This is a genomic window from Pseudarthrobacter sp. J47, assembly GCF_049810315.1.
Taxonomy (GTDB): Bacteria; Actinomycetota; Actinomycetes; order Actinomycetales; family Micrococcaceae; genus Arthrobacter.
Genome location: NZ_CP187358.1, coordinates 1,311,063 through 1,328,792, shown reverse-complemented (window position 1 = coordinate 1,328,792; position 17,730 = coordinate 1,311,063). Strand labels below are relative to the sequence as shown.

The 17,730-nt window shown below is 64.4% G+C and carries 17 protein-coding genes and 3 tRNA genes; 3 read left to right on the top strand and 17 right to left on the bottom strand.

Annotation, left to right across the window (positions count from 1 at the left end; translation table 11 throughout):
* Positions 1 to 44: 44 nt before the first annotated feature.
* From ACPJW8_RS05975 to rpsB, 5 genes are all read right to left on the bottom strand, one after another.
* Positions 45 to 965, bottom strand: coding sequence for a phosphatidate cytidylyltransferase (locus ACPJW8_RS05975; protein ID WP_330186894.1), 921 nt, complete (start codon positions 963 to 965; stop codon positions 45 to 47).
* Positions 965 to 1,522 carry a ribosome recycling factor gene (gene frr / locus ACPJW8_RS05970; RefSeq protein ID WP_330186893.1) on the bottom strand — a complete coding sequence of 186 codons (558 nt, stop codon included), beginning with the start codon at positions 1,520 to 1,522 and terminating at the stop codon, positions 965 to 967. Before frr ends, ACPJW8_RS05975 begins: the two co-directional genes overlap by 1 nt.
* A 51-nt stretch (positions 1,523 to 1,573) precedes the next feature.
* Positions 1,574 to 2,311 (bottom strand): UMP kinase, encoded by a 738-nt coding sequence (gene pyrH / locus ACPJW8_RS05965; RefSeq protein ID WP_330186892.1) that lies wholly within the window; start codon positions 2,309 to 2,311, stop codon positions 1,574 to 1,576.
* 135 nt (positions 2,312 to 2,446) lie between these two features.
* Complete coding sequence (gene tsf, locus ACPJW8_RS05960) at positions 2,447 to 3,283, bottom strand: translation elongation factor Ts (RefSeq protein WP_330186891.1); 837 nt, start codon at positions 3,281 to 3,283, stop codon at positions 2,447 to 2,449.
* A gap of 127 nt (positions 3,284 to 3,410) precedes the next feature.
* On the bottom strand, positions 3,411 to 4,271 hold the full coding sequence (gene rpsB, locus ACPJW8_RS05955; protein ID WP_330186890.1) for a 30S ribosomal protein S2: 861 nt from the start codon (positions 4,269 to 4,271) through the stop codon (positions 3,411 to 3,413).
* Positions 4,272 to 4,711: 440 nt separating this feature from the next.
* Here rpsB and ACPJW8_RS05950 point away from each other — a divergent pair, with 440 nt between their 5' ends.
* Positions 4,712 to 5,365, top strand: a complete 654-nt coding sequence (locus tag ACPJW8_RS05950; RefSeq protein WP_330186889.1) for a M23 family metallopeptidase — start codon at positions 4,712 to 4,714, stop codon at positions 5,363 to 5,365.
* Here the strand turns inward: ACPJW8_RS05950 and ACPJW8_RS05945 are convergent.
* From ACPJW8_RS05945 to ACPJW8_RS05920, 6 genes are all read right to left on the bottom strand, one after another.
* Positions 5,293 to 6,483: an acyl-CoA dehydrogenase family protein gene (locus tag ACPJW8_RS05945; RefSeq protein ID WP_330186888.1), complete on the bottom strand. Its 1,191-nt coding sequence runs from the start codon at positions 6,481 to 6,483 to the stop codon at positions 5,293 to 5,295. The genes ACPJW8_RS05950 and ACPJW8_RS05945 overlap by 73 nt on opposite strands.
* A gap of 145 nt (positions 6,484 to 6,628) precedes the next feature.
* Positions 6,629 to 6,702 (bottom strand) — tRNA-Ile (locus ACPJW8_RS05940).
* Between the two features lie 78 nt (positions 6,703 to 6,780).
* On the bottom strand, positions 6,781 to 7,977 hold the full coding sequence (locus tag ACPJW8_RS05935) for a glycosyltransferase (protein ID WP_330186887.1): 1,197 nt from the start codon (positions 7,975 to 7,977) through the stop codon (positions 6,781 to 6,783).
* Between the two features lie 94 nt (positions 7,978 to 8,071).
* The gene (locus ACPJW8_RS05930; RefSeq protein ID WP_330186886.1) at positions 8,072 to 8,980 is read right to left on the bottom strand and encodes a DMT family transporter; all 909 of its coding nucleotides are present in this window, start codon (positions 8,978 to 8,980) and stop codon (positions 8,072 to 8,074) included.
* Complete coding sequence (locus tag ACPJW8_RS05925; protein ID WP_330187031.1) at positions 8,980 to 9,621, bottom strand: CDP-alcohol phosphatidyltransferase family protein; 642 nt, start codon at positions 9,619 to 9,621, stop codon at positions 8,980 to 8,982. Before ACPJW8_RS05925 ends, ACPJW8_RS05930 begins: the two co-directional genes overlap by 1 nt.
* Positions 9,622 to 9,661: 40 nt before the next feature.
* Entirely contained in the window at positions 9,662 to 10,513 is an 852-nt protein-coding gene (locus tag ACPJW8_RS05920) for a phage holin family protein (RefSeq protein WP_330186885.1), read from the bottom strand.
* Positions 10,514 to 10,713: 200 nt separating this feature from the next.
* Here ACPJW8_RS05920 and ACPJW8_RS05915 point away from each other — a divergent pair, with 200 nt between their 5' ends.
* Positions 10,714 to 10,962: a hypothetical protein gene (locus tag ACPJW8_RS05915; RefSeq protein WP_330186884.1), complete on the top strand. Its 249-nt coding sequence runs from the start codon at positions 10,714 to 10,716 to the stop codon at positions 10,960 to 10,962.
* A gap of 76 nt (positions 10,963 to 11,038) precedes the next feature.
* On the top strand, positions 11,039 to 11,458 hold the full coding sequence (locus ACPJW8_RS05910) for a hypothetical protein (RefSeq protein ID WP_330186883.1): 420 nt from the start codon (positions 11,039 to 11,041) through the stop codon (positions 11,456 to 11,458).
* Positions 11,459 to 11,498: 40 nt separating this feature from the next.
* Here the strand turns inward: ACPJW8_RS05910 and ACPJW8_RS05905 are convergent.
* The 6 genes from ACPJW8_RS05905 to ACPJW8_RS05880 form a co-directional block, all read right to left on the bottom strand.
* Positions 11,499 to 11,574 (bottom strand) — tRNA-Asn (locus tag ACPJW8_RS05905).
* Positions 11,575 to 11,699: 125 nt separating this feature from the next.
* Positions 11,700 to 11,772: transfer RNA gene (locus ACPJW8_RS05900), tRNA-Asn, on the bottom strand.
* A 94-nt stretch (positions 11,773 to 11,866) separates the two neighbouring features.
* Positions 11,867 to 13,783, bottom strand: coding sequence for a DNA primase (dnaG, locus tag ACPJW8_RS05895; protein WP_330186882.1), 1,917 nt, complete (start codon positions 13,781 to 13,783; stop codon positions 11,867 to 11,869).
* A gap of 13 nt (positions 13,784 to 13,796) precedes the next feature.
* Positions 13,797 to 15,107 (bottom strand): deoxyguanosinetriphosphate triphosphohydrolase, encoded by a 1,311-nt coding sequence (locus tag ACPJW8_RS05890; RefSeq protein ID WP_330186881.1) that lies wholly within the window; start codon positions 15,105 to 15,107, stop codon positions 13,797 to 13,799.
* Complete coding sequence (dusB, locus tag ACPJW8_RS05885; RefSeq protein WP_330186880.1) at positions 15,091 to 16,269, bottom strand: tRNA dihydrouridine synthase DusB; 1,179 nt, start codon at positions 16,267 to 16,269, stop codon at positions 15,091 to 15,093. Before dusB ends, ACPJW8_RS05890 begins: the two co-directional genes overlap by 17 nt.
* 39 nt (positions 16,270 to 16,308) lie before the next feature.
* Complete coding sequence (locus ACPJW8_RS05880; protein ID WP_330186879.1) at positions 16,309 to 17,721, bottom strand: YibE/F family protein; 1,413 nt, start codon at positions 17,719 to 17,721, stop codon at positions 16,309 to 16,311.
* Positions 17,722 to 17,730: the final 9 nt, after the last annotated feature.

Below are 17,730 nucleotides of genomic sequence, written 5' to 3'. Positions count from 1 at the left end.
GGACGGGTGGGAACCATTCTAGGTGCTTGATCGGGCGCTGATCATCAGGCGCCCGTCAATACAAACAGGACGTAGGCCACCGGGGAAGCGAAAACTATCGAATCCAGCCGGTCCATCACGCCCCCATGGCCGGGCAGGATGCTGCTCATGTCCTTGACCCCCAGCTCGCGCTTGACCATCGACTCCGCGAGGTCGCCGGCGGTGGCCGCGGCCACCATGCCCACTGCGAGGATAATACCGATCCACCAGGGACGGTCCAGTAGGAAAATGGTGGCCAGGATGCCCACGGCGACGGCTCCGGCCACGGATCCGGCAAAGCCTTCCCAGGATTTCTTGGGGCTGATCTTGGGCGCCATGGGGTGCTTCCCGAACGATGCCCCCAACAGGTAGCCGAAGGTATCGTTGGCCACCACCAGCAGGAGCAGCACCACGATCTGCCAGGCACCGTGCGGGATCTCCCCGTCCGGCCACAGGCCGAGGGTGGTGGGGCCGTCCGTGGCGTGCAGCGGCAGCGAGGCGAACCCGATCAGGAACGGGATCCATCCCAGGGCGAAGACGCCGGCGAAAATGCTCTTCACCGACCCCACCGGGCTCTCGATCGAACGCCAGAGCAGCACGGCGACGCAGCTCAGGAGCATCGCGAACAGCAGGCTTTCGAGGCCTCCGAAGTAGGCGGCAAACGGCATGGCCGCGGCCCCTGTCAGGACGGGAACAATGGGCATCCGGGTCCCGTTGGCCTCCAGCGCACGGAAGACCTCCCACACACCCAGCACGGCAAAGCCGGCGGTGACGGCAACAAAGCCCAATGGCAGGAGAAGCAGCCCACCCAGTACGCCGAAGAGCATCAGCAGCCCTACACCGATTGCTGCCGGAAGGTCCCTCCCGGCCTTGGGGGTGGGGTTTTCCCGCGGCGTCCTGGAATGCAGCCGCGGGAAGCGCCCCGGAGCCTGCTTTGGCTGGCTCATCAGACCTCGAGCAGCTCGGCTTCTTTGCGCTTGAGGAGCTCGTCGATTCCATCGACGTGCGACTTGGTCAAGGCATCCAGCTCCTTTTCGGCGCGTGTGCCTTCATCCTCGCCGGCCTCGCCGTCCTTGACCAGGCGGTCCAGGGTTTCCTTGGCCTTGCGGCGGATGCTGCGGATGGAAATCTTCGCGTCCTCCCCCTTGGACTTGACGATCTTGACGTATTCCTTGCGGCGTTCCTGGGTCAGTTCCGGAATGGTCACGCGGATGACGTTGCCGTCGTTGGACGGGTTGGCGCCGACCTCGGAATCGCTCAGGGCCCGTTCGATGTCCCGCAGGGCGGTCTTGTCGAACGGGGTGATCAGGATGGTGCGGGCATCCGGGATTGCGAAGGACGCCAGCTGCTGCAGCGGGGTGGGGGAACCGTAGTAGTCCACCAGCACCTTGTTGTACAGGCCGGGGTTGGCCCGTCCGGTGCGGATCGAGGCGAAGTCTTCCTTGGCTACCTCGACGGCCTTGTCCATCTTGTCTTCGGCTTCGAGCAAGGTTTCTTCGATCACGGTTTCTCCTCTAGAAATGGGCGGAACTTCCTGAATTTATCCTAGCCGGTGCTAGGGGGTCACCAAGGTGCCCAGCCGTTCGCCCAGGATGGCACGGGTAACGTTGCCTTCGCCTTCCATGCCAAAGACCACCATGGAGAGGTTGTTGTCCTTGCACATGGTCATGGCCGTCTGGTCCATCACGCGGATGTCCCGGCGGAGGGCGTCGTCGTAGCTGAGGGTGTCCAGCTTCTGGGCGCTGGGGTCCTTCTTGGGGTCTGCGGTGTAAACGCCGTCCACGCCGCTCTTGGCCATGAGGACGACGTCGGCATGCACCTCGAGTGCCCGCTGTGCGGCCACAGTGTCGGTGGAGAAGTAGGGAAGGCCGGCGCCCGCGCCGAAGATGACCACGCGCCCCTTTTCCATGTGCCGGATGGCGCGGCGCGGGATGTAGGCCTCGGCAACCTGTCCCATGGTGATGGCGCTCTGCACGCGGGTCTCAACGCCTGCCTGCTCCAGGAAGTCCTGCAGGGCGAGGCAGTTCATGACAGTGCCCAGCATGCCCATGTAGTCTGCGCGGGAGCGGTCCATGCCGCTCTGCGAGAGCTCGGCGCCGCGGAAGAAGTTGCCGCCACCCACAACGATGGCGACCTCGACGTCGGGAACGGCAGCCGCGATCTGTTTGGCGGTGGCACGCACGGTTTCGGGATCGACACCGAGCTTTCCGCCGCCGAAGACCTCGCCGGAGAGCTTGAGGAGGACGCGGCGCCTGGTCTTCTCTGAATGGGGTGAAGTGTTCTCGGCTTCCATGATGCCTTCCCGTTGATGAACTCGACAAAAGATTATCCTGAGCGCGGCCAAAGGTCCCAGCGGGAGTTCAGACCGGGGACCGCCGCGCATGCAAAAGGGGCGGCCACCTAAGTGGCCACCCCTTTGCGGAAGAGACTAGGAGCCTACGCGGAACCGTGCGAAGGCAGTTGCCTTGACGCCGGCCTCGGTGAGGACCTGGTCCACGGACTTCTTGGCATCCTTGGCGAATGCCTGGTCCAGGAGGACCTCGCCCTTGTAGAAGCCCGTCACTCGGCCTTCCACGATCTTGGTGAGGGCAGCCTCGGGCTTGCCCTCAGCCTTGGCGGTTTCCTCGGCGATGCGGCGCTCGGATTCGACCAGCTCGGCCGGTACGTCTTCGCGGCTGAGGTAGTTCGGAGCCATGGCTGCAACGTGGACGGCGACGTCGTGTGCTGCGGTGGCAGCGGCTTCGCCTTCACCGTCAACAGCGAACAGAACGCCGACCTGTGCCGGGAGGTCCTTGGAGGTCTTGTGCAGGTAAGCGTCAACCGTTGCACCCTCGATGCGGGCGATACGGCGGACAACAACCTTTTCGCCGAGGACGGCGCCTTCTTCGATGACAACCTCGGAGAGCGGCTTGCCGTCAACCTCGGTGGCCAGGAGTGCTTCGAGATCGGCAGCGCCGGACTCGATGGCAACAGCCAGGACCTTGTCAGCGAGCTGGATGAACTTGTCAGCCTTGGCGACGAAGTCGGTCTCGCAGTTGACCTCAACCATTACGCCAACGCCGGCGTCGACCTTGGCTGCAACCAGGCCTTCGGCGGTGGAGCGGCCTTCGCGCTTGGTGGCGCCCTTGAGGCCTTTGATGCGGATGATCTCGATGGCCTTCTCGGCGTCGCCGTTGGCTTCGTCGAGAGCCTTCTTGACATCCATCATGCCGGCGCCGGTGCGCTCGCGCAGTGCCTTGATGTCTGCGGCAGTGTAGTTCGCCATGTGAACCCCTCTGTCTAGAAATTTAATGGTGTGTACGGACTGACAGGACGGCTGCTCACCAGGTGAGCGGCCATCCTGTCAGTGACCCCGGCACTGCGGACAGGCCGGGGAAAACCCGATTGAGTTGTTACTTGGCTTCTTCGGCGGGAGCCTCTTCGGCTGCCGGAGCCTCAGCTGCAGGAGCTTCGGTTGCTTCAGCTGCGGGGGCAGCCTCTTCAGCCTTGCTGCCTTCGAGGAGCTCGCGCTCCCACTCAGCCAGCGGCTCTTCCGGAGCCTCGGTGGTGCCGGTGGCGCGCTGGTTGCGGGCGATGAGGCCTTCGGCAACGGCGTCGGCAACTACGCGGGTGAGGAGGTTCACGGAGCGGATGGCGTCGTCGTTGCCCGGGATCGGGAAATCGACTTCGTCGGGATCGCAGTTGGTGTCCAGGATGGCAACAACGGGGATGTTCAGCTTCTTGGCCTCGTCAACGGCGAGGTGTTCCTTCTTGGTGTCCACGATCCAGAGCACGGAAGGTGCCTTGGTCAGGTTGCGGATACCGCCGAGGTTGCTCTCGAGCTTGGTGAGTTCGCGGCGAAGGAGCAGCAGTTCCTTCTTGGTGTAAGCCGAGCCTGCAACGTCATCGAAGTCGATCTCTTCGAGTTCCTTCATGCGCTGGATGCGCTTGGAAACCGTGGAGAAGTTGGTCAGCATACCGCCGAGCCAACGCTGGTTGACGTAAGGCTGGCCAACGCGGGTGGCCTGCTCGGCGATGGATTCCTGGGCCTGCTTCTTGGTACCAACGAAGAGGACGGTTCCGCCGTGTGCAACGGTGGCCTTCACGAACTCGTAGGCACGGTCGATGTAGGACAGCGACTGCTGCAGGTCAATGATGTAGATGCCGTTGCGCTCCGTGAAGATGAAGCGCTTCATCTTCGGGTTCCAACGACGGGTCTGGTGTCCAAAGTGGACGCCGCTGTCAAGCAGCTGGCGCATAGTTACGACGGGCATGCCGACGCTCCTTCCGGCAGGTCATTCATGAGAGGGCCGCTGGCCACTCTTACCCTGCCAATAGTTGACGGTTATTTAGCTTCACCCGGTTCAGGCTCAGCCCCTGGCATCCGTTGCACTTCCCATCACCGCCGAAGGCGATGACCGCAGGAGGCACAACCCTCCCCTGCCGGAACCCGGGGGCTTCGTTGAAGGAGGGATGGATACGCGTAGTCAGCCACTGCTCCCCCACACCTCTGAATGAGACGTGCCGACGCATCCATGAAAAATGAAAGCGTTGAGGGCACAGCAAACTGCTCCACCCAGTGTACTACAGCAGCCAGTCTCCCGACGCCAGGAACCGGATGGCACAGGGGCACCGGCCACGGGTATGGACACAGCTATCCACATAGGCAAAGGCCGGGGTTACGCGGAATTTCCCGACCCTCCATGCTGGAGCCATGAAGGCCATCCGGAGGGTTAAGTCCGCCATATTGCTGACCGCACTGCTGCCAACCACACTGTTGCTGCCCTCGGCACTGGCGGGAGCACAGCCCGCAGCTGCCGGCCAACAATCGGGGCCAGCTGCCGCGGCCACTCCGGGAACGGCCTGGGAGTGGCCGCTGCACCCCAGGCCGGCGGTTGTCCGCAGTACTGTGCTCCGGGATTTTGATCCGCCGGACAAGCCGTGGCTGAGCGGGCACCGCGGCGTGGACCTGGCCACCACTTCCGACGCCGCCACCCTCACGTCGCCTGCCGCGGGCACTGTGAGCTTTGTGGGCACCGTGGTGGACCGGCCGGTCATCACCGTGGATCACGGAGGCGGACTGAAGAGCAGCTTCGAACCCGTGGCCAGCGGCCTCACCGTCGGCGCGTCGGTGGCGGCCGGTGACGCGCTCGGCACCGTGGACGCCGGCCATTGTGGCAGCGTCCCGTGCGTGCACTGGGGCGTCCGGCGCAACGGCGATTACATCAACCCGCTCGGGTTCTTCGTGGATCTCAGGCCCTCAGTGCTGCTGCCGCTGTCCAGTCGGGCCAGCGCTCAAACGATGGCTGAGATGCCGGTGATCGACCGTCCGGCCACCAGAGTGTTGACCTCATGGGTGCCCTCGTAGGAGTAGATTGCCTCGGCATCGGAGAAGATCTTGGCCATCTCGAAGTCCGTGACTATTCCATTGCCGCCCAGCAGGCTCCGGCCGATCGCAACGCTCTCGCGCATGCGGGCCGTGGTGAAGGCCTTGGCCAGCGCGGACTGTTCGTCCTTGGCCTGTCCGGCATCTTCGAGCTGGGACAGCCTCACCATCATTCCCATGGAGCTGACGGCATTGCCCAGGATCTGCACCAGCTGGCTTTGGACCAGCTGGAAGGAGGCCAGGGGGCGGCCGAACTGCTGGCGTTCCACGGCGTAGCGGCGGGCGACGTCGAAGGCAGCCAACTGCTGGCCAACTGCCTGCCAGGCCACCGCCAGGCGGGTGACCTTCAGGACTTTGTTGGTGTCGCGGAAGCTGTTGGCGTGGGCCAGCTTGTAGAAGTCGGGAACCACCACGTTGTCCAGCGTGATGTCAGCGTTCTGCACAATGCGCAGGGATATCTTGTTCTCGATCTTGCTGGCCGAATAACCGGGGAGCCTGGTGTCCACCAGGAATCCCTTGACCTGGTTGTCTGCCACGTCGCGGGCATAAATGACCACCCAGTCGGAGAACGTGGCATTGCCGATCCAGCGCTTGGCCCCATTGAGCACCCAGCTGTCGCCCTCCTTGCGTGCGGTGGTACGTGTACCGCCGGCAACATCGGATCCGCCAAGGGGTTCGGTCAGGCCGAACGCGCCGATTTTCTTCAGCGAGTAGATGTCCGGCAGCCAGGCGTCCTTCTGCTCCTGGGAGGCAAGCGCCTCAATGGAACCGGTAAACAATCCGTCATGGACGCCCATGAAGGTGGCAATCGAGGTATCCGCCCGGGTGGCCTCTGCGTGCACCAGGCCGGCAAACAGATTGGAGTGGCCCTGCCGCCGCACCGGGCTGACGAGGTCGATCTCGGCCAGCTTGGGGATCAGCTCAAACGGGAATTCGGCCCGGTTCCAGTAGTCCACGGCAAGCGGCTTGACCTCACGGGCCAGGAATTCACGGATCTCGGCAAGCCTGTCGCGTTCCTTTTCGCTGAGCAGCTGCTCGAAGGCGAAGAAGTCCCCGTCGGCGTAGGGAAGGTTGTTGATGTCGGGAGCGGACTGGGACATGGCGTTCCTCCACAAGGATCAGCGCTGACCGGGGAACCCGGACCGGGAAGGGTAAGTTACTGAGCAGTAACATACCGCAGGCCGGGTAAAAAGAAAAAGAAACCCAGGCAGATAGCAGTCTGCCTGGGTTCCTTTGGAGAAGATGTAGGGCTACTCGGACTTGAACCGAGGACCTTAGGATTATGAGTCCCGCGCTCTAACCAGCTGAGCTATAGCCCCCTGCCCCGCCGTGTCAGCCACAGAAATGCGGCATCCTGCGCAGGGGCAAAAACACTCTAGCAAACCCCGGGGCGGCGCTTAGACCAACTTGTCCTCGTAGCCGGCACCGCGGTAAAGATCTTCGAACGTCTGCAGGGTGGACCCAATGCTGTGCGGCTCCACCATGGCCCGGCTGGCCTTGCCCATGGCTGCCCGCTCGGCAGCCGGGAGTTCAAGGATGCTGGTGATCTTGGCTGCCAGGTCTGCTGTGTCCATTGGCCTGAACAGGTAGCCGTTCTCGCCGTCCCGGACCAGGTGCGGCAACGCCATGGCATCCGCCAGCACTACCGGCGTTGACGCTGACATGGCCTCGAGGGTCACCAGGGACTGCAGTTCGGCCGTGCCGGGCATGCAGAAGACGTCCGCCTTGATGTACGCCTCACGGAGCTCCTCATCACTGGCCAGGCCCAGGAATTTCACCCGGTCCCGCAGCCCCATGCGCGCAACCAGGGCCTCCAGGGCGGGCCGGACCTCACCGCCGCCAACAATTTCGAGGTGCACATTAAGCTCCGCAGGCGTTGCAGCCACCGCCTTGATCAGGACGTCCACGTGCTTTTCCTCGGCCAGCCGGCCGGCGAACAGGACTGTGGGGTACGGGTGCGGCTCAATGACTTCTCCGGGCTGGAGTTCGTAGGCAGCCGAATCGATTCCGTTGGACAGCGGCAGGACGTTGCCCAGGAAGGCGTGCTCGTGCATGGCCTTCGCGGCGAGCGGAGTGGGTGTCGTAATAACGTCCGCCTGGCCCATCACGCGGCCCATGTCCCGCCACGAAACCTTCCCGACGATGTCCTTGAACCACTGGGGGAACGGCAGGAACGGGTTGAGGTTTTCCGGCATGAAGTGGTTGGTTGCCACCACGCGGACGCCGCGCTTCACGGCCTCGTAGAGCACGTGCTCGCCGATCATGTAGTGGCTCTGGATGTGCACCACGTCGGGGTTGATGCGGTCAAAAAGGAGGCTGATGTCCTTCTTGATCTCCCAGGGCAGGCAGATCCGGAAGTACTCATGCGTGAACGCCTTGTGGGAGCGCAGCCGGTGGACCGTGGCTTCGGATCGGAATTCGCTGAACGGCTTGCCTTTGTCCGCGCGTCCGGCCAGGACATGGACGTCGTGTCCGCGGGAAGTCATTCCCTTGGCCAGGCGGTACCCGAACTGGGCCGCACCGTTGACGTGGGGCGGATAGGTGTCCGCTGCGATCAGGATGGTCAGGGGGCGCTGGTTAGCGGGCGTCGTCACGTAAAGTGCTCCTGGTGGTCAGGGCGCCGGGGCTTTGCCCCCAAACGCCCACTGGCCGTTGGCGTGGTTCGCCGGGCCGCTGATGAAGAATCGGCTAATGGCTCGGACTGCCGGCGGCCTTCCGCGCTTCCTTCCTGCGCTTGGTGACCTCGGGATGATGCCTTGACAGTGCGATCACCCCAACGATAGCAATGAAGGCGGCCGTGGCCATGGCAATTGCCAGCACGGCGTGGACATCGGGCCGGAGCTCGCCCAGGATCATGATTCCGATGGCAATACCCACAATCGGATCGATGACCGTCAGCCCGGCGATCACCAGGTCCGGCGGACCGCCCGAATAGGCGCTCTGGACAAACCAGGAACCCAGGCCGCCGGCGGCGATGATGGCCAGCACGCTGTACCACTGGACGTTGGCGATGAACAGTCCGTTCGGGTCCAGCAGGTGCTTGCCGATGATCCGGGTCAGGACGGCGACAAAACCGAACAGGACGCCTGCTCCCAGGATGTAGATGAAGGCGCTCATCCTGTGCTTGAAGATCACCGCCAGCGACCCGAAGAGTCCCACGGCCATGGCCAGCAGGAGCACGATGGTCAACTCGTCCTCACCGTTGACGTGGTGGTTTTCCTGTGTGACGTTCACGGCGAGGAGCACAAACAGCGCGGAGCCGGTGACACACGCGGAAATGGCGACCACCGTGGCCCGGTTGATGGTGATGCCCTGGTCCTTGGCATTCACGATCGTAGTGATCACCAGGGCAATCGCGCCGATCGGCTGCACCACTGTCAGCGGCGCAGACACCAGCGCAACGGCGTTCATGGCCATCCCCGCTCCCAGCAGGAGGAGGCCGAAGACCCAGCGTGGATTGCGGAGCAGCCGAACGAAGCCGGCGGAATTCAGTGCCAGGCCTCCGGTATCGGCTTTGACTGCACTCCCCTGCCGCTGGGCGCCCAAAGCAAGGCAGAAGGCACCCATAACGGCCAGGAGGACGGCGATCCACACCATCAGCTGCTACCGGCATCCGGATAGCGTCCGGTATTGCCGGAACCCTGTTGCCGGCCCTTGCGGAGGATGGCCCAGAAGTAATTGTGCGCCGCGATCCAGTGGCCGACGAGGCCCAGGCCCAGGATGATCCAGGCAGCAACATAAAATCCTCCTGCCGCCGGACCGTCCAGCTTGGAGAGCAGGAGCAAGGGCGTGCCGGCCAGCAGCAGTCCGGTACGGATCTTTCCCACCGTGCTGACGGGAAGATCCGGATGGCCGCGGAAAAAGGAGAGCGTCATGGCCAGGAGGATGGCGTCGGGAATGAGCAGCGCCAGCAGGTAGAGCCAGTGGATGACGCCGGCCACCACCAGGGTTATGGCTACGGTGATCAGGGCCAGGCGGTCGGCCAGGGGATCCAGCACCCTGCCCAGTTTCGAGGCCTGGTCGAAGCGGCGCGCGATGTAGCCGTCCACCCAGTCCGTGCCTGCCATAACCACCAGGACGATCACGCCCAGGCCGTAATCCTGGCGGGCCAGGACCAGCCACATAAAGAGGGGGACGCCCAGGAAGCGGACGACGGTGAGGATATTAGGCACGGTGAAGACCAGGTCATGGTCGACCTGTTCGTGGCCCGGCCGCGAGCCGGCACCGATGAATCTCATCACTCCCCCATTATTCGTGCGTTTGCCCGATGGCTGGTTCCTACTGCCCCTTGAAGAACTTGCGGAGGAGAATCACCAGGACTGCGCCGGACGTGGCCAGTGCCAGCAAGGGCTTCCAGCGCTTGTCCAGTTCCTTGCCTCCGGCCAGGCTGTGCATTGTCCCGTCAAGGCGTTCCCGGCCGTTATGCAGCAGCCGCTGACCGGCTTTGGCCTGCTGGCTTGCGGCCGCCTTGACCACGCCCAGCTGCGTTTTGACGTCCAGCTCTTCGCCGAGGTCGTCGCGCACGTCAACCAGGTGTTTACGGCGCATGGACAGCCTGCGATGGAGCTCGGCCTCGCTGGCCGGCGGCAGCTCCTTCTCCTGCGCTGCCGCCTTGGCTTCCTTCTCAGCCTTTGCCTTGGCGGCCGCTTCTTCCTTGGCCGCCTTTGCCGCCTTGGCCTCCGGGCTCTTCGGGTCAAGGACGGCAGCGTTGAAGGCCGAGCCTTCCTTCGCCACGCCAAGATCGTGCTTGATCCCGCGGATCGTCTCCTCAGGCATCAGCGGCATGGCCTTCTTGAACTTGGCCAGGCCCACCAGGGCACCTATACCGGCAACGACCAGGAAGAAGGCGGCGACCAGCAGGGCTGCGAGCCAAGCGGGCATGACGGTGGCCAGGCCCATGATGGCTGCGACAACCAGCGCGATGACCAGCAGTCCCAGGAAGACGAGGGCGACGCCGAAGAACGCGGCGGCGACGCCCAGCTGGATGCCTTTGCGCTTGATTTCGACTTTGGCGAGCGCAATTTCGTCGTTGAGCTGGCGTGGGGCCAGCTTGAAGATCAGCCGCAAGGTGGCAGGCAGCGCAGTGAAGCGCAGGCCCTTGCCTGTGCGTCCGGTGTGACGTCCACTCATCGGTACCGCCTAACTGGATCCATCGTTGTTACAGCCTCCGCAGGTGCCGGGCTCGTGCCGGTGCACAGTCCCGCCCTCAAAACTATCATTGAGCCTCCCTGTACCTTCCGCGAGGGCACGTGACGGCGCGGCATGGACGTGGGACAACACCCCTAGGATGGGTCAGGCACACCCCTTCAACCGCGGCGGCAGGCAAATCCATGTGGAATATCTTCAGGCACCGGAAGTCCGCGGCATCCTTCGGGGCGCAACAGCCCTCCGGGAAGTCATCCGGCAGGAAGCCGCACCGCAACCCGCGCGGCCTCTTCATTGGCGCCGTCGTGGGCGGTATTGCCGGGTACTTTGCCGGACGGGCCGTGGGCAGCGCAGGCTACGGAATCATCTTCGGCGCCCTGATTGGCTCGGCACTGCTGTACAGGCTCAACCCCGGCCCCTGGAACCGGAGTTGACCGGGAACCGGAAGTGATCGGGCTGAGCGCGCGCCGGAGGGCTGTTCCCGGAGCATTCCGGCGATAAAATGGAAGCGTGCCCAACCGGCAGGAACAACCGCAGGAACAACCACCGCATCCGGCCACGTGGCAGCGCTGTGATGAGCGCATTCTGCCCCTGTGGTGGACCCGGCTGTGCGCCCAGACCAGCCCGCAGTCGGCAGCATTGTTTGCCGGCGGGCTCTTCACCGAGGACCGGCGCCGGCCCATCGCCCAGTGGTTCAATCCGGCATTCAACGCAGCATTGCTGGTGGCACCGGAAACCACTCCCGAGTGGCCGGTCCAGCGTTTCGCCATCTTCTACGCACCCCCGGATGCCGGCTTTGTCCGGGTGCACTCCGAGCCCCACGAGTGGTATCCCCGCGAGCCGCGGAAGCCACCCACCGAGGCCGAAGCCTTCGCAGCAGCAATCGCCGAGGCTGAATGCTTCCTCCAGGTGGAAATGGACTTCGTATGAAAAAACCCCGCTTCCAGGATGGAAGCGGGGTTTTTACGGCTGGCTCCTCCTGCTGGACTTGAACCAGCAACCCTTCGATTAACAGTCGAATGCTCTGCCAATTGAGCTAAGGAGGAATGAAGCAGGTATGACATTAGCAAACGTTTTGCGGCTATGGGAAATCGGCGCCATGACAGGGCGCAGATACCCCTCCAGGGTATAAAAAAGTCCCCGTTCCGGAGGCCGGAACGGGGACTGCGCGCTCCTCCTGCTGGACTTGAACCAGCAACCCTTCGATTAACAGTCGAATGCTCTGCCAATTGAGCTAAGGAGGAATGAAGCGGCTATAAGCCTAGCAAATGCCCGGCCAGGTACGAAATCGGCCGACCCTACGGTGGGAAAGCCGGGCCGTCCCTGGCCGTCCTCGGCTCAGCTTTCTGCGCGGAGCGTCCGCCGCTCCATTTCCAGCATCATCAGCTCCCGGTTCAGGCGCTGGAATTCCTCCGGATGCGCCGTCGCGTCCAGGCGCTGCAGCTGGCCCATCTTGTCAGCCTTGATCCTGGTGATCTGGAGCTCGAACAGACCGGCCAGGATGTCACGGCAATAGCGCAGTACGGCTTCCTCGTTGCTGGCCGGCAGCGGCACCACGGAAAGCTCGGAAACCAGCGGACGCAGCGGCTCCGGCACCTCATGCATGACCTGCTCCACCCAGCGGGCCGGGTCCGCCAGGAGCCCGACGCCGGAAGCCCGCATGGCGTCATGGATGGCCTGGAACACCGGTGTGGCAAAGCGGGCGGCGCTGAAGCGTTCCCAGTTGCCGCCGCCCAGGACAGAGGGCTCCTGCAGTGCCACCTCAATCGCCTGCCGCTCCATGGAGGCCACGGGGTCCCGCGGATCAGGCCGGTGGAAGGAAGGAACAGCTCCCGACGCCGGAACGTCGGCAACGCCGGGAGCAGGCCTTTGCGTGTGCTGGACGGAGCCGTTGGCAGCGGCATTGCCTCCGGGGGCCGGAGTGCCGGCCCGCTTGATGGCGACGCCGACGGCCCGGTTGACCTCTTCCACGGAGATGCCCAGCCAGCCGGCAAGCTCGCGGGCATAGGCAGGCCGCATGCTGGAGTCCCGGATCTGGGCCACCACGGGGGCAGCTTCGCGAAGTGCTGAAACCCGGCCTTCCACGGTGTCCAGGTTGTGGCGGCGCAGCGATGCCTTGATGGCGAATTCAAACAGCGGCCGCCGGGTCTTGATGAGTTCCCTGACGGCCTCGTCTCCCCTGCTGAGCCTTAGTTCGTTCGGATCCGCGCCGCTGGGTTCCACGGCCACGAAGGTCTGGGCCACAAACCGCTGGTCCTCCTCGAAGGCGCGCAGGGCAGCCTTCTGGCCTGCGGCATCGCCGTCGAAAGTGAACACCACTTCGCCGCCGGAGCCGTCGTCTGAAAGGAGGCGACGGGCGATCTTGATGTGTTCGGTGCCGAACGCCGTGCCGCAGGTGGCCACCGCCGTCGTAATTCCCGCAAGGTGGCAGGCCATAACGTCCGTGTAGCCCTCCACCACCACCAGCTGGCGTTCCTTGGCGATGGTGCGCTTGGCGAGATCGATTCCGTAAAGGACCTGGGACTTTTTGTAGAGCGTGGTCTCCGGGGTGTTCAGGTATTTGGGGCCCTGGTCATCCTCGTAAAGCTTCCGGGCGCCGAACCCGATGGTGTCCCCTGCGATGTCCCGGATGGGCCAGATGAGGCGGCCGCGGAAGCGGTCATAGATGCCACGGTTGCCTTCAGAAAACATACCGGTCAATTTCAGCTCAGCATCCGTGAACCCACGCCCCCGGAGGTGCTTGAGCAGCGCGTCCCAGCCCTGCGGCGCGTATCCGACGCCGAACTGTTCGGCGGCAGCACGGTCAAAACCGCGGCCCTGCAGGAAGTTCCGGCCTTCAGCGGCACCGGCGGTGAGCAACTGCGCCCGGAAGAATTCCGCGGCGATCTTGTGGGCATCCAGCAGCCGCTGCCGCCGGCCGACTTCCTCGCGGCTGGGGCCGTTGCCGCCGTCCTCATAGCGCAGTTCGTAACCGATCCGGGCAGCGAGCTTCTCCACTGCCTCGGAAAAGGACGAGTGGTCCTGCTTCTGGACGAAGGAGATGACGTCGCCATCTTCACCGCAGCCGAAGCAGTGGTACCTGCCCACCTGCGGGCGCACCGTGAACGACGGCGAACGTTCGTCATGGAACGGGCACAAGCCCTTCCAGGCGCCCAGGCCGGCGCCCTTGAGCGTCACGTAGCCGTCAATGACTTCCTTGATGTCCGTCCGCTGGCGTACTTCTTCAATGTCTTCGCGTTTGATCAGGCCGGCCACGTAGCCATCCTAGTCACCACAGCGAGGGCAGGCTGCCTACCAGGCGTTCGTACAGGGCAAGGGCGGAACCGTCAGTGAGGGAGGCCACCTGGTCGATCACTACACGCAGCCGTGCGGCATCATCGGCAGCGTCACGCCAGTCGGCGGCGAACATCGGTTCCAGGTGGCGGTCACCGGTGGAACTCAGTGCCGTGACCAGGGCGTGCAGCACTTCACGCTGGCGCTCGTAGATGGGCTGCCGGTGCTCGGTGGTCATCACGAACGTGGTGGCCAGGCCTTTCATCACCGCGATCTCCATCACGGTTTCGTCCGGGACCATCAGCTCGGCGTTGTAGCGGGTGAGGTTGTCCGGCCCGTACACGGCCCGGGTGGTTTCCAGCGCGCTCTGGCAGAAGCGGCCAATCAGCTGGCTGGTCATGTTCTTCAGCGCCGCCATGGACTTGCGGCTGCCGTCGGCTTCCGGAACCCAGACGTCCGTGGCTTCCAGCCTGGCCAGCGCGGCATCGATCGCGGCGGGATCGTTATGCGGCAGGTACCACTGCCTGGCGTAGCCCACCACCCGGGCACGGTGGTCCGGATTGTCCATCCAACGCAGCTGGAAATGCCCGGCCACAATGGCGTCTTCGACGTCATGGACGGAATAGGAGATGTCGTCAGCGAGGTCCATCACCTGCGCTTCGAGGCAGGAGCGGCGTTCCGGGGCGCCCTCGCGGATCCAGTTGAAGATGGGGAGATCGTCCTCGTAGGCACCGAACTTGCTGGTCCGCTGGCCATGGATGACTGGTGCCTGCAGGGCGGACCAGGGGTACTTGGCGGCCGCGTCCAGGCTGGCGCGGGTGAGGTTGAGCCCCGCCGGCCGTCCGTCAGCGTCCAGCACTTTGGGTTCCAGGCGGGTGAGCAGCCGGAGGGTCTGCGCATTTCCTTCGAACCCGCCGATTGCCTGCGCCATCTCATTCAGCGCGGATTCGCCATTGTGCCCGAATGGCGGATGGCCGAGGTCATGGCTCAGGCATGCCGTATCCACCACGTCCGGATCGCAACCCAGGGTGCGGCCCAGCTCGCGGCCCACCTGGGCCACTTCCAGGCTGTGGGTGAGCCGGGTCCGCACGAAGTCGTCGGTGTCCGGAGCCACAACCTGGGTTTTGGCTCCAAGGCGCCGCAGCGCAGAGGAGTGCAGCACCCGGGCCCGGTCCCGTTCAAAGTCCGAGCGGTAAGTGCTCTTGACGGGTTCCTGGACCCAGCGTTCGGAGTCCCGGGGCTCGTATCCGGGCACGGCCGTGCCCAGCACCTGCCCTGCCGTACCGGTTTCAGCCACCGGAGACATCCAGTTCCGCCGCGGAAATATCCCGCGACTGGTCCTCGTTCAGCGACCGTGATTCCAGCCAGTCCTTGGGCAGTGCCGGCCGCTTGGGGGAACCTGCGCGGCCCCGCGGGCCTTCGGCGTCCGATCCGGGGTAGGGCGATTCCAGGTCCAGCTGGTCCAGGGTTTCCCGGAGCACTTCAAGGCTGGTCACCAGCGCCAGCCGGGTACGGAGTTCGCCGCCCACCACGTAGCCCTTGAAGTACCACGCGATGTGCTTTCGGATCTCACGCAGTGCCTTGCCTTCATCCCCGAAGGTCTCCACCATCAGCTCCGCATGACGGTAGACGCTCTCCGCCACCTGCCGGAGGTTCGGCTTGTACCTGGTGTCGCTGCCTTCAAAGGCTGCCTGCAGATCGCCGAAGACCCAGGGACGGCCCTGGCAGCCGCGGCCCACCACCACCCCGTCGATTCCGGTTTCGCGGACCATCCGGACAGCGTCCTCGGCGGACCAGATGTCGCCGTTGCCCAGCACCGGAATGTCCGGCAGGGCCTCGCGGAGGCGGGCGATGGCGGACCAGTCGGCCTGGCCCGAGTAGAACTGCGCCGCTGTACGGCCATGAAGGGCGACGGCGGCAACACCGGCGTCGCGGGCGATGCGGCCGGCGTCGAGGTAGGTGAGGTGATCGTCGTCGATGCCCTTGCGCATCTTGATGGTCAGCGGGATGTTGCCTTTGGACGCTTCCTTGACGGCTGTCTGCACGATCAAGGTGAAGAGGTCAATCTTCCAGGGCAGCGCCGACCCGCCGCCACGGCGGGTGACCTTGGGAACGGGGCAGCCGAAGTTGAGGTCGATGTGGTCTGCGCGGTCTTCTTCGACGAGCATGCGCACTGCCGCTCCGACCGTCACTGGATCTACGCCATAGAGCTGGACAGAGCGGACCTTCTCATCCTCGTCGTGGGAGATGATCCGCAGCGATTCCGGAGTCCGCTCCACCAGGGCCCGGGAGGTCACCATTTCCGCCACGTACATACCGCCGCCGTATTCACGGCACAGTCGGCGGAAAGCGGAGTTGGTAATACCGGCCATGGGCGCCAGGATCACCGGGGTGTCCACGGTGATGGGGCCGAGCTTCAGGGGCGGGAGCTCCAGCTTGGGGGCGGGAGGCGTTGCTACAACAGTCACTTGTCCATTGTCGCAAATCCGGGCAAATCGGTTCCCGCCCTACTCCCCGCGGTCCGCCCGGCGCCCGCGGCGGGTCCGCGGAGCGCCCTCATCCGGTGCATCAAAAGCCGCGGGCACATCGTGTCCGGCCTCTGCGGCGGCAGCCAGCGATCCGGCATCGTTCACTCCTGCGGGAAGCGAGGCGTCCGGCGCTGTGCTGGCTACAGGGGTCCGGGCACCCGTGGCTTTGACCACCAGGACGGCAATGAGCGTGGTCACGGGAATGGCCAGAACCAGGCCGATGGAGCCCACCAAAGTCCTGATCACTTCCTCGGAAAGCTCGGCGCTGGTGAGGGTCTCCCCCAACGGCCTGTCGTAGAGCATAACGATGATCAGCACCGGCAGCGCGGCACCAGCGTAGGCAAAGGCGATGGTGTAGACGGTGGAGGCGATGTGGTCCCGGCCGATCCTCATGGCCGAGGTAAACAGCTTGCGCACGCTGGTGGACGGCGCCAGTTCATACAGCTCCCACACAGCGGAGGACTGCGTGATAGTGACGTCGTTGAGCACGCCCAGGCCGGAGATGATGAGGCCACAGAGGATGATTCCGGAAATCGAGATGTTCCCGGAAATATTGATCAACGTGGTGGCATCATGGCTGCCCACACCCACCAGGTTGGCAGCATCGGTTGCCCAGGCCGCCAGCAGCGCCGTGATGAGCAGGCCGAACATGGTCCCCAGCAACGCCGTGGAAGTCCTGGCGGAGAAGCCATGGGCAAAGTAGAGGACCCCGATCATGATCACCGTGGAGCCCACCAGCGCCAGCAGCAGCGGCGGTTTCCCTTCCGCCAGGCCCGGCAGCATAAAACTCACCAGCACAAAGTAGGCACCCACCAGACCCACCAGCGCCCGCAGGCCACGCCAGCGCGCCACCGCGATCACCACCACGGCATAGAGCACCGCCAGGAAGACGATGGGCAGCGTCCGCACGAAGTCCACAAAGATGTAGGCGGGCGAGCCCTGCTGCTCCGTAGCACCCTGGGCATTGGAGAGGTTGAGGTACCGGATGTCATCCCCTGCCGAGACCCCGCCGGACTTGGCCACGTCCGGGTTGATCACCACCTTGACGGGACTGCCGCCAATGTCCGGCTGGGTGTAGGCGAACATGCAGTCCGAGCCCTGCGGCATGGGCGTGCCGTCCGGGGCGGCGCTGGCCGCCACGCACGGTTCCGTAGCCACGCGCTGGACGCGTCCGGTGTCGAAAGTGACGCCGGGCGCAGCCGAATACGGGCTGGCCAGCGTCATCCCTTCCTTACTGCCGGACGGCCAGAGCATGGCCATGCCTGCCAGTGTGAGCAGCGCCAACGGAATCAGGATCACCGCCAGTACAAGGTTGGCCCGCCGCCGCACCTCAAGGGACTGGGCAGTGGGTTCCGCTGCTGCCGCGTGCCCGTGCGAGTGTCCTGCACCCATCAGATTCCT